Below are 9,997 nucleotides of genomic sequence, written 5' to 3' on the forward strand. Positions count from 1 at the left end.
GTACGGCGGCCTTGGGGGCGCGGGCCGCGAGCCGGGCGCGGATGCCGTCGTCCAGCCGGTCGTGCCCGGCGGTCAGCACGCTCCCGCCGAGCAGCACCGGCACCTGTTCGTCCAGCAGTTCAAGGCGGGTCAGCGCGACCGTGGCCAGCACCGTTACCTCGTCCGCGAGCCGGTCCACGATCGCCCGCGCCACCGGGTCGCCGCCGGCCGCCGTGGCGAACAGCACCGGGGCCAGCTCGCCCCGCCGCTCCGGCGCCAGATACTCCAGGTGCAGCGCCTCGATCAGCGCGTACATCGAGGACAGCCCGAAGTGGGCGGGCAGGGTGCGCGCGAGCGCCGTCGCCTCGCCCCGGCCGTCCTCGGCCCGCGCCGCGAACCACAGCGCCTCCTCCGCGAGGCCCCAGCCGCCGCCCCAGTCACCGGAGATCCGGCCGATCGCCGGGAAGCGCGCGGTACGGCCGTCGGGCCGCATCCCCACACAGTTGATGCCCGCCCCGCAGACCACCGCCACGCCCCGGGGCTCGGCGACGCCCGCGCGCAGGATCGCGAAGGTGTCGTTGCGCACCTCCACCGCCCCGCCCCACCCGCGCGCGTGCAGGGCGGTCGCCAACTGCTCCTCCTCCACCGGCAGATCGGCGTTGGCCAGGCACGCGGAGACATGGGTGACACGGTCCAGGCCTGCGTCCGCCAGCGCCCGGCGCACCGGCTCGGCGAGCGCGTCGAAGGCCGCCGCGACGCCGACCGCGGGCGGCCGGAAGCCCCCGCCGCGCGCCGTGGCCAGCACCTCGCCCGCGGCACTGACCACGGCCACGTCGGTCTTGCTGTTGCCCGCGTCGATGGCGAGCACGCTCGCGGTGTCGGTCGAGGTCAGGCCCACGCGAGATGCTCCCGGTTGTGTGCGATCAGTCTGTCGGTCAGGGTCTCGGCGTACTCGTACTGGCCGATCAGCGGGTGCGCGAGCAGGGCGCGGAAGACCCGGTCCCGGCCGCCGCGCAGCGCCGCCTCCAGAGCCAGCTCCTCGTACGCCGTCACGTTCGCGATCAGGCCCGCGTACAGCGGGTCCACCTCCGGCACCGGCAGCGGCGCGGGACCGGTCGGGCCGACCGCAGCCTGCACCTCGATCACCGCGTCGTCGGCGAGGAACGGCAGCGTGCCCTTGTTCAGCGTGTTCACCACCTGGTACGGGCTGCCCTCGCCGCGCAGCAGCGCCGCCGCCAGGTCCACCGCGGCCTCCGAGTAGTAGGCCCCGCCCCGTTTGGCGAGCAGCGCCGGCTTCTCGTCCAGGGCCGGATCGCCGTACATCTCCAGCAGCTCCCGCTCCATCCGCGCCACTTCCTCGGCCCGCGACGGCTTGGTGCGCAGCTCCCGTACGACCTCGTCGTGGGCGTAGAAGTAGCGCAGGTAGTACGAGGGGACGACACCGAGGCGGTCGAGGAGGGCGCGCGGCAGCCGCAGGTCGTCGGCGATGGCGTCGCCGTGCTCGGCGAGCAGCTTGGGCAGCACGTTCTCGCCCTCGGGCCCGCCGAGCCGTACGGCGGTCTCCCAGGTGAGGTGGTTGAGGCCCACGTGCGCGAGGTGCACGTCCTGCGGGGTCACCCCGAGGCGGTCGGCGAACTTGCGCTGGAGGCCGATCGCCACGTTGCACAGGCCGACCGCGCGGTGCCCGGCGTGCAGCAGGGCGCGGGTGACGATGCCGACCGGGTTGGTGAAGTCGATGATCCAGGCGCGCGGATTGCTGCGCCGGACCCGCTCGGCGATGTCCAGCACGACCGGTACGGTGCGCAGCGCCTTGGCGAGGCCGCCCGCGCCGGTGGTCTCCTGGCCGACGCAGCCGCACTCCAGCGGCCAGGTCTCGTCCTGCCGCCGGGCCGCCTGGCCGCCGACGCGCAGCTGGAGCAGCACCGCGTCGGCGCCGTCGATGCCCGCGTCCAGGTCGGCGGTGGTCACGATCCGGCCGCCGTGCCCCTGCCTGGCGAAGATCCGCCGGGCCAACCCGCCCACCAGCTCCAGGCGTTCGGCGTCGGGGTCCACCAGCACCAGTTCCTCGACGGGCAGGGTGTCCCTGAGCCGGGCGAAGCCGTCGACGAGTTCGGGGGTGTAGGTCGAGCCGCCGCCGACCACGGTGAGTTTCATACAGAGATCAACCCTTCACTCCGGTGAGCGTGACGCCTTCGACGAATGCCTTCTGGGCGAAGAAGAACACGAGGATCACGGGGGCCATGACCAGCACCGTCGCGGCCATGGTGAGGTTCCAGTCGGTGTGGTGCGCGCCCTTGAAGGACTCCAGGCCGTAACTCAGCGTCCAGGCACCGGGGTTCTCGGAGGCGTAGATCTGGGGGCCGAAGTAGTCGTTCCAGGCGTTGAAGAACTGGAAGAGGGCCACGGCGGCGATGCCGGGCTTCGCCATCGGCAGTACGACCCGGACGAGGGTGCGCAGTTCGCCGCAGCCGTCCACCCGGGCGGCGTCGACGTACTCGTTCGGGATCGTCATCAGGAACTGGCGCAGCAGGAAGATGGAGAACGCGTCGCCGAACGCCATCGGGATGATCAGCGGCCACAGCGTCCCTGACAGGCCCAGCTGTTTCGCCCAGAAGAGGTACATCGGGATGACGACGACCTGCGGGGGCAGCATCATCATCGAGATCACCAGCATCAGGGCCAGATTGCGGCCAGGGAAGCGGAACTTGGCGAGCGCGTACGCCACCGGGATCGAGGACACCACGGTCAGTGCGGTGCCCAGGCCCGCGTAGATCAGGGTGTTGCGCCACCAGGTGAGGAAGCCGGGCGTGTCGAAGACCTTGCGGTAGTTGCCCCACTCCCAGGTGCCCGGGATCAGGTCCCGGCTCAGTGCCTGGCTGTCGCTCATCAGCGAGGTCAGCAGCACGAACACGAAGGGCAGCACGAAGAAGAGCGCGGCGGCGACGCCGAGGGAGTGCACCGCGATCCACCGGAGCAGCTCCTTGCGGCGGGCGGTGCGTCGCGCGGGCGCGGACGGCTCGGCCAACTTCCGTGGTTCGGTGAGCACTTGGGTCATGGTCAGTCACCTGCCTGGATCAGGCCGCCCCGGCGCCGCATCAGAAGCGCGGTGAACGCCATGGAGAGGGCGAAGAGTACGAGGGCGACGACGCACGCGGAGCCGTAGTCGAAGCGCTGGAAGCCGAGGTTGTAGACGAGCTGGGGCAGGGTGAGCGTGGACTTGTCCGGGTAGCCGGGCTCGAACTGGGCGCCCGCGCCCTGGATCACCCCGGAGGCCACCTTGCCCGCGACCAGTGGCTCCGTGTAGCACTGCATCGCCTGGATCACGCCGGTGACGACGGCGAACATCACGATGGGGGAGATGTTCGGCAGGGTCACGTACCGGAACCGCTGCCAGGCGGAGGCGCCGTCCAGCTCGGCCGCCTCGTACTGCTCCCTCGGCACGTCGAGCAGCGCGGCCATGAAGATCACCATCAGATCGCCGATGCCCCACAGCGCGAGCAGGGTCAGCGCCGGCTTGGACCAGTCCGGGTCGTTGAACCAGCCCGGCGCCGGGATCCCCGCCTTCTCCAGGAGTGAGTTGACCGGCCCGGTACCGGGGTTGAGCAGGAACGCGAAGGCCATGGTGGCGGCGACCGGCGGGGCGAGGTAGGGCAGATAGAACAGGGTGCGGAAGACGCCGGTACCCGTCTTGATCTTCGTGATGAGCATCCCGATGCCGAGCCCGAAGGCCACGCGCAGGGTCACCATCACCACGACCAGCCACAGCGTGTTGCGCAGCGCGGGCCAGAACAGCGGGTAGTGCGTGAAGACGTACGTCCAGTTCTTCCCGCCGCTCCAGGTGGGCGGCCGGAAGCCGTCGTAGTGCATGAAGGAGAAGTAGACCGTGGAGAGCAGCGGGTACGCGAAGAACACCGCGAAGCCGATCAGCCACGGCGACAGGAAGGCGAGCGTGCGCAGCGCCGAGCGGCGGCGCTTGGCGGCCAGGGTGAGCGTGCTCATCGGCTACTTCGCCTGCGCGATGTCCGTGTCGATCTGCGCGGCGGCCTTCTTCAGCCCGGCCGCCAGATCGGTGACCCTGCCGCTCTCGTAGTCGTAGCCCAACTGCTGGAGCGTCACCAGGTACTGGCCGCCGTTGAGGGAGGCGGGTGTGGTGGTGGAGTCGGGGTCGGCGGCGATGTCCAGGAAGGTCTTGAAGCGCGGATCGTACTTCAGCTTGGGGGACTTGAGGGCGGCGAGGGTGGAGGGCACGTTGTGGATGTCGTTGGCGAAGCCGACCACCGCGTCCGTGTCCGTGCTGATGTACTTCACGAACTCCCAGGCGGCGTTCTGCTTGTGGCTGGTGGCGGCGATGCCGGTGATGGTGCCGGTGATGTAGCCCTTGCCGTACTGGTCCAACTGATCGTCCGGTACGGGCAGCGGGGCGACGCCTATCTCGAACTTCGGCTTGGCCTGTTCGGCCATCCCGAGCCGCCACTCGCCGTCCAGCTGCATGGCCACCTGGCCGGTGTGGAAGGGGTGCTTGGCGCCCCACTCGTCGCCGAGGGTGGAGCGGAACCTCTCCAGCTTCCGGAATCCGCCGAGTTCGTCCACGAGCCGCTTCTGAAGCGCGAACCCCTGCTTGAACGCCGGGTCCTTGGCGACGTTCGACTTGCCGTCCGCGGTGAAGTACGTCGGCGAGAACTGGCCGAAGTAGTGCTCGGTGGTGGTTTCCCAGCCGTGGTAGTCGGGCATGAACCCGAGCTGCTTGTACGAGTCCCCGGCGGGCACCGTCAGCCGCTTGGCGTCGGCCTCGAACTCGCTCCAGGTCTTGGGGGGTTGCTTGATCCCGGCCTTCGCGAACGCCGTCTTGTTGTAGTACAGCCCGTAGGCGTCCCCGAGCAGGGGCACGGTGCAGCGGTCGCCGTCGAACCGGGTGTACTCGTTCATGGCCTTCGGGAAGGTCGTCGCGGGGTCGATGCCCGCCTTCTTCAGGAAGGGGTCGAGGTCGATCAGCGCGCCGGAGGAGCAGAACTTGCCCACGTTGTTGGTGGTGAAGGAGGAGATCACGTCCGGGGCGTCGCCGCCGCCCGTGCGCAGCGCCTGGTTGATCTTGTCGTCGGTCATGTTGCCGACGATGTGCACATGGATGTTGGGGTGCGCCTTCTCGAACCCGGCGACCAGGGACTTGACCGCCGCCACCTCGTTCGGCGCGCTCCAGGCGTGCCAGAAGTTGATCGTCGTGTCCTTGGTGGGGTCGTCCGTGGCACCCGCGTCGGACTGCCCGGTGCAGGCGGCGGTCAGCAGCACGGCGGAGGCGGTGAGGGCGAGGGCGGCTTTGCGGGTGGCTCTGGTGACTCCGGGTGTTGCTGTGGGCATGGCGGATCTCCCAGGACGGTTCGGGTCGGGGTGGGGAGGGCGCGGTGCGGGGGCAATTCATGGCCCGGGCTTTATTGGGGCCCGGGGCGGTCAGCGCGAGGTGTCGAAGACCTCGTCCCGGGTGGTGGCGAGCGCGGACTCCAACGCGCCGCGTAGAACAGGGTGTTCACGGATGTCGCCGAGGACGAGCCGGGGCCGGGCCGCCGCCAGCTCCTCCAACTCGGCCTGGATCAGGGCGCGCAGTACCTCGCCGCCCGCGGTCAGGGCGGAGCCGCTGAGGACGACGAGTTCGGGGTCGAGGACCGAGACGAGCGCGGCGAGACCGGTGGCGAGACGGGTCGCGTACGCCGTCAGCAGCTCCCGGTGCGGGCCGTCCGCGTGGTCGGCGGCGCGCGCCAGCAGCTCGCGGGCCGACTCGGTGTACGGCCCCGGCGGCACGTCCGGGACGCCGAGTTCACGGGCCAGCTTCGGCAGTTCCTGGGCGCCGGCCAGCTCCTGGTAGCCGCCGCTGTTGGCCCGGGTCACCTGGCGCACCAGGGGCGTGCCCGGCACCGGCAGGAAGCCGACCTCACCGGCGCCGCCGGTCCAGCCGCGGTGCAGCCGGCCGCCGAGGACGAGGGCGGCGCCGAGGCCCTCCTCGTTCCACAGCAGCACGAAGTCCCCGTGGCCGCGGGCGGCGCCCAGGCGCTGTTCGGCGACGGCGACGAGATTGACGTCGTTCTCGTACTCGACCGGCATCGGCAGCGCGGCGGCGAGTTCGTCGAGCAGCGTGGGGGAGTGCCAGCCGGGCAGGTGCGAGGCGTAGCGCAGCCGCCCGGTGTTCGGGTCGAACGCGCCTGGCGTGCCGATGACGACGCGGTGCAGCTCGCCGCGTGCCAGCCCGGCCGCCTTCACGGCACCGTCGAGGGCGTCGGTGACCTGCCGTACGACGGACTGCGCGGGCCTTCTGCCGGGGGTGGGCAGCTCGTACTCGCCGATGGTGCGGCCGGTGATGTCGGCGACGGCGGCGCGGATGCGGTCCGGGGCGACGTCGAGGCCGGCGGCGTAGGCGGCGCCGGGGTGCACCGCGTACAGCTGGGCGCTGGGCCCCGGCCGCCCTTCGCTGGTCCCGGTGACCCTGACCAGCCCCGCGGCCTCAAGGCGGGCCAGCAGCTGGGAGGCGGTGGGCTTGGACAGTCCCGTCAGATTCCCGATCCGGGTCCGGGACAACGGCCCGTGCTCCAGCAGCAGATCCAGCGCGGCACGATCATTCATCGCCCGCAGCACGCGCGGAGTCCCCGGCGTACCGGCCGTTCCTGCCATGGGTCCCGACACCTGCCTCACTGTTAGGAAACTTTCCTATTCCGCCCGAACGTAAGCCCGGCGGGGAGGGGGCGTCAATACGCGGGACCCCCGAGGCAACAGAGTCGTTATCTCGGGGATGCGGAGGGTGCGTCAGCCGGTGACGAAGAAGGGGCTGGTGTCGAGGGTGGGGTACGGCGCCGGAAGGGGGAGGGGGTCGCCGAGGTCGACCTTGGTGTCGTGCTCGTAGTACGCCTCTACGGGGTTGTCACCGGGTAGGGTCGGTCCGGTGTAGCAGTGGGCCGTCCGCGTTTCGCGGTTGATCAGGACGTAGACCGGGATTCCGGCTGCGGCGTAAGCGGCCAGCTTGGCCCCCGTGTCGATGGCGTGGTTGGACGACGTGACCTCGCCGACCAGAGCGATCATGCCGATCGGGTACCAGCCCTTGTGGACCTTGAGGTACGAGCTGTCCAGTTCGGTCGGCTCACGGCGCAGGATGTAGAAGTCGGGGATCACCAGTGCCATGGTGCTGCCGTCCTGGTGGGCCGCGCGAAAGCCCATGCCCATACCCGCCAGATCGAGTCCGGCCATATGGAGCTGGAAGGTGAGCTTGACCGCGCCCTTGCTGTGGTTGTAATCCGGCTGCGGCGGCACGATGACCGTCCCCTCGATGTACTCGGGTCGAATCGGCGCCACCGACGCCTTCTCGAACGCGATCAGCAGATCGATGGGGTCCTGCGTCATCATCGGCTCCACGAGAGGTCCGGCGCTCATCGCTCGTTCTCCTTGTCGCATCGATGCCAGGCTAAGCCCGCTCCGGGCGCCCCGGCAGAACGATGGGGCACCCCGAACGCCACCGCGCCGGAATGCCCCACCCCTTCACTCGAACGAGCGTGCTGAACCGTTCCCCTACTTCCTCGGCGGAACCGTCCGCTGCGTCGTGATCGGGGTCGTCGCCATCGACTGCGGGGAGTCGGAGTTGGAGAAGGCGGAGGGGGCGGCGACCGCGGCGGTCGGGTCGGGGAGGTCTTCCACGTCCTCGACGGCCGTCGCGCCGCCCACGATGCGGATGTGTGCCGCGTCGAAGGCGCGCTTGATGCGCCAGCGCAGCTCGCGTTCGACGGTGACGGACTTGCCGGGCATGGTCTTGGCGGAGACGCGGACCACCATGGAGTCGATGAGCACGGAGTCCAGGCCGAGGACCTCGATCGGGCCCCACAGCAGCTCGTTCCAGGGCTCTTCCTTGCTCGTCTTCTCGGCGACCTCGTCCAGCGTCGCCTTGACCTTGTCCAGATCCTCGCTCGCCCGCACGGTCACATCGACCCCGGCCGTCGCCCAGCCCTGGGACAGGTTGCCGATCCGCTTGACCTCGCCGTTGCGGACGTACCAGATCTCGCCCTCGGCTCCGCGCAGCTTCGTCACCCGCAGCCCGACCTCGATCACCTCGCCGGTGGCCACGCCCGCGTCGATCACGTCACCGACGCCGTACTGGTCCTCCAGGATCATGAACACGCCGGACAGGAAGTCCGTGACGAGGTTCCGCGCGCCGAAACCGATCGCGACACCGGCGACACCGGCGGACGCCAGCAGCGGGGCCAGGTTGATCTTGAAGGTGGACAGCACCATCAGCGCCGCCGTACCGAGGATCAGGAAGCTCGCCACCGAGCGCAGCACGGACCCTATCGCCGCCGACCGCTGCCGCCGCCGCTCCGCGTTGACCAGCAGCCCGCCCAGCGCGGTGCCGTCCACGGCCTGCGCGGTCCGGGCCATCCGCTCTATCAGCTTGGTGATCGCCCGCCGCACCACCGATCTCAGCGCGACCGCCACGACGATGATCAGCAGGATCTGGAGTCCCATGGCGAGCCACGTCGACCAGTTCTGCTCGACCCAGCTCGCCGCGTTCGTCGCGCTCTCCTGGGCGTCCTGGAGCGTCGGCACCGCGGGTGCCGTACCCGAAGGGGACGGCGACGGGGACGAAGACGCACCGGCGGCCATCAGGACCACGGGCAAGGACGACACGGCAGGTACCTCCAGGTGCTGCACGGTCCGTACCGGTGGGGCGGGCAGGGTCTGCGAGGTCACGAAAAGATCACCGGACGGCCAGCACCACCACACTAACGGGGCATTGTGGGTGTCCTGTGCGGATCCGCCAAGGAGGGGCGCAGGAGAGACACGGCTCACCCTGGCTTGAACAGGCCGTGATCCTGGGGATGTATCACCTGTGGTCGAAAACACTCCCAGCCCGTTACCGGGACATGGTGGCGCCGCCACCAGGCATGAGGGGAGACTGGCTGCAGATCGTCCCGGCGCGAGCCACGCGCCGCCGACGCCCAAGGAGGCACCCGTGCCGCATGTCCTGGTCCTCAACGCGTCGTACGAGCCGCTCGGCGTCGTACCGCTCCGCCGCGCGCTCATCCTCGTCCTGGAGAACAAGGCCGTCTCCCTGGAGGAATCCGGCGCCTTCATGCACAGCGCGACCGTCACACTCCCCGCACCCAGCGTGGTCCGGCTCAAGCGATTCGTCCGGGTTCCCTACCGCGGGCCCGTTCCGCTCACCCGCCGTGCGCTCTTCGCGCGCGACGGGGGCCGGTGCATGTACTGCGGTGGCGTCGCAACCAGCGTCGACCACGTCATCCCGCGCAGCCGCGGGGGCAAGCACGTCTGGGACAACGTGGTGGCCTCCTGCCGCCGCTGCAACCACGTGAAGGCCGACCGCCACCTCGTCGAACTGGGCTGGCGCCTGCACCACAAACCCGCCCCGCCCACCGGTCTGGCCTGGCGCATCATCGGCACCGGCCATAGGGACCCGCGCTGGCTGCCCTACCTACAGCCGTACGGCGCGGACGACGCCATGGCCCGGATCGACGGCATCTCAGCCTGACGATCCGGGCCTCCGGGCGTCTGCCCCGCGCCCCGGCCTCCTCGGGCGGCGACGCGGGGCACGGAGGCGTGCCCGCCCTTCGGCCATGTCGGCCGGCGCTGCCCCTGTCGCGTTGCGCGATGGCTGACATCGCCGGGACCGCCCTCCGGTCGGGGGTGCCGCTGGGTGCCCGCACCGCCGTGAAGCGCCCGCCGCTGGACGCCGGTACCCCCCAGGCCGCTGACGTCTGGATCGACGGCGACCTCGGGTTCGTCCTCCTTCTGCACCGCAGGGGCGACGGCCTCATGGCCGAAGAGCTGTACTACTCCTCGCGTGGGGAGGGCGGCGTCTGGGAGCGCCCGGAACATCTCAGCGGGGGCATCGTGGGCGTGGAGACGGCGGACCTCATCGAGATCGAGCGCTTTTCACCGGCCCTCCCCGAGGTCTCGGCGCTCTCCGGGCGGGATCTGACCGGCCCCTTGGCCCTCCTCGTCCTCCTGCCTGGCGAACGCGCGCGCGTTC

At 70.5% G+C, this 9,997-nt stretch carries 9 protein-coding genes and 1 pseudogene; 2 read left to right on the forward strand and 8 right to left on the reverse strand.

The window, feature by feature from the left end:
* From CCN72_RS29795 to CCN72_RS29830, 8 genes are all read right to left on the reverse strand, one after another.
* A partial coding sequence (locus CCN72_RS29795) for an N-acetylglucosamine kinase (RefSeq protein ID WP_086811089.1) occupies nt 1–877 on the reverse strand: 877 nt, incomplete at its 3' end.
* Entirely contained in the window at nt 868–2,133 is a 1,266-nt protein-coding gene (locus tag CCN72_RS29800; protein WP_086811091.1) for a 6-phospho-beta-glucosidase, read from the reverse strand. The genes CCN72_RS29800 and CCN72_RS29795, both read right to left, overlap by 10 nt.
* A gap of 7 nt (nt 2,134–2,140) precedes the next feature.
* A complete protein-coding gene (locus CCN72_RS29805) occupies nt 2,141–3,034 on the reverse strand; it encodes a carbohydrate ABC transporter permease (protein WP_086811093.1) in 894 nt (297 codons plus the stop codon).
* Nucleotides 3,035–3,036: 2 nt separating this feature from the next.
* Nucleotides 3,037–3,978 carry a carbohydrate ABC transporter permease gene (locus tag CCN72_RS29810; protein WP_086811095.1) on the reverse strand — a complete coding sequence of 314 codons (942 nt, stop codon included), beginning with the start codon at nt 3,976–3,978 and terminating at the stop codon, nt 3,037–3,039.
* 3 nt (nt 3,979–3,981) lie between these two features.
* The gene (locus CCN72_RS29815; protein WP_167408732.1) at nt 3,982–5,334 is read right to left on the reverse strand and encodes an ABC transporter substrate-binding protein; all 1,353 of its coding nucleotides are present in this window, start codon (nt 5,332–5,334) and stop codon (nt 3,982–3,984) included.
* A gap of 90 nt (nt 5,335–5,424) precedes the next feature.
* Nucleotides 5,425–6,636 carry an ROK family transcriptional regulator gene (locus CCN72_RS29820; protein WP_037651747.1) on the reverse strand — a complete coding sequence of 404 codons (1,212 nt, stop codon included), beginning with the start codon at nt 6,634–6,636 and terminating at the stop codon, nt 5,425–5,427.
* Nucleotides 6,637–6,768: 132 nt separating this feature from the next.
* Nucleotides 6,769–7,389, reverse strand: coding sequence for a Uma2 family endonuclease (locus CCN72_RS29825; RefSeq protein WP_086811097.1), 621 nt, complete (start codon nt 7,387–7,389; stop codon nt 6,769–6,771).
* Nucleotides 7,390–7,524: 135 nt separating this feature from the next.
* Nucleotides 7,525–8,610: a mechanosensitive ion channel family protein gene (locus tag CCN72_RS29830; RefSeq protein ID WP_208638138.1), complete on the reverse strand. Its 1,086-nt coding sequence runs from the start codon at nt 8,608–8,610 to the stop codon at nt 7,525–7,527.
* Between the two features lie 349 nt (nt 8,611–8,959).
* On the opposite strand from CCN72_RS29830, the gene CCN72_RS29835 reads away from it, so the two are divergent.
* On the forward strand, nt 8,960–9,496 hold the full coding sequence (locus CCN72_RS29835; protein ID WP_085564765.1) for an HNH endonuclease: 537 nt from the start codon (nt 8,960–8,962) through the stop codon (nt 9,494–9,496).
* Nucleotides 9,497–9,615: 119 nt separating this feature from the next.
* Nucleotides 9,616–9,997 (forward strand): annotated as a pseudogene (locus CCN72_RS29840) (hypothetical protein); the annotation flags it as partial.

Source organism: Streptomyces murinus (genome assembly GCF_002154555.1).
In the GTDB taxonomy this organism is placed as follows: Bacteria; Actinomycetota; Actinomycetes; order Streptomycetales; family Streptomycetaceae; genus Streptomyces; species Streptomyces murinus.

Excerpts from the sequence above, each read along its gene's own strand:
- CCN72_RS29800 (WP_086811091.1), bottom strand. The coding sequence starts at position 2,133 with ATGAAACTCACCGTGGTCGGCGGCGGCTCGACCTACACCCCCGAACTC.
- CCN72_RS29805 (WP_086811093.1), bottom strand. The coding sequence starts at position 3,034 with ATGACCCAAGTGCTCACCGAACCACGGAAGTTGGCCGAGCCGTCCGCG.
- CCN72_RS29810 (WP_086811095.1), bottom strand. The coding sequence starts at position 3,978 with ATGAGCACGCTCACCCTGGCCGCCAAGCGCCGCCGCTCGGCGCTGCGC.
- CCN72_RS29815 (WP_167408732.1), bottom strand. The coding sequence starts at position 5,334 with ATGCCCACAGCAACACCCGGAGTCACCAGAGCCACCCGCAAAGCCGCC.
- CCN72_RS29820 (WP_037651747.1), bottom strand. The coding sequence starts at position 6,636 with ATGGCAGGAACGGCCGGTACGCCGGGGACTCCGCGCGTGCTGCGGGCG.
- CCN72_RS29825 (WP_086811097.1), bottom strand. The coding sequence starts at position 7,389 with ATGAGCGCCGGACCTCTCGTGGAGCCGATGATGACGCAGGACCCCATC.
- CCN72_RS29830 (WP_208638138.1), bottom strand. The coding sequence starts at position 8,610 with ATGGCCGCCGGTGCGTCTTCGTCCCCGTCGCCGTCCCCTTCGGGTACG.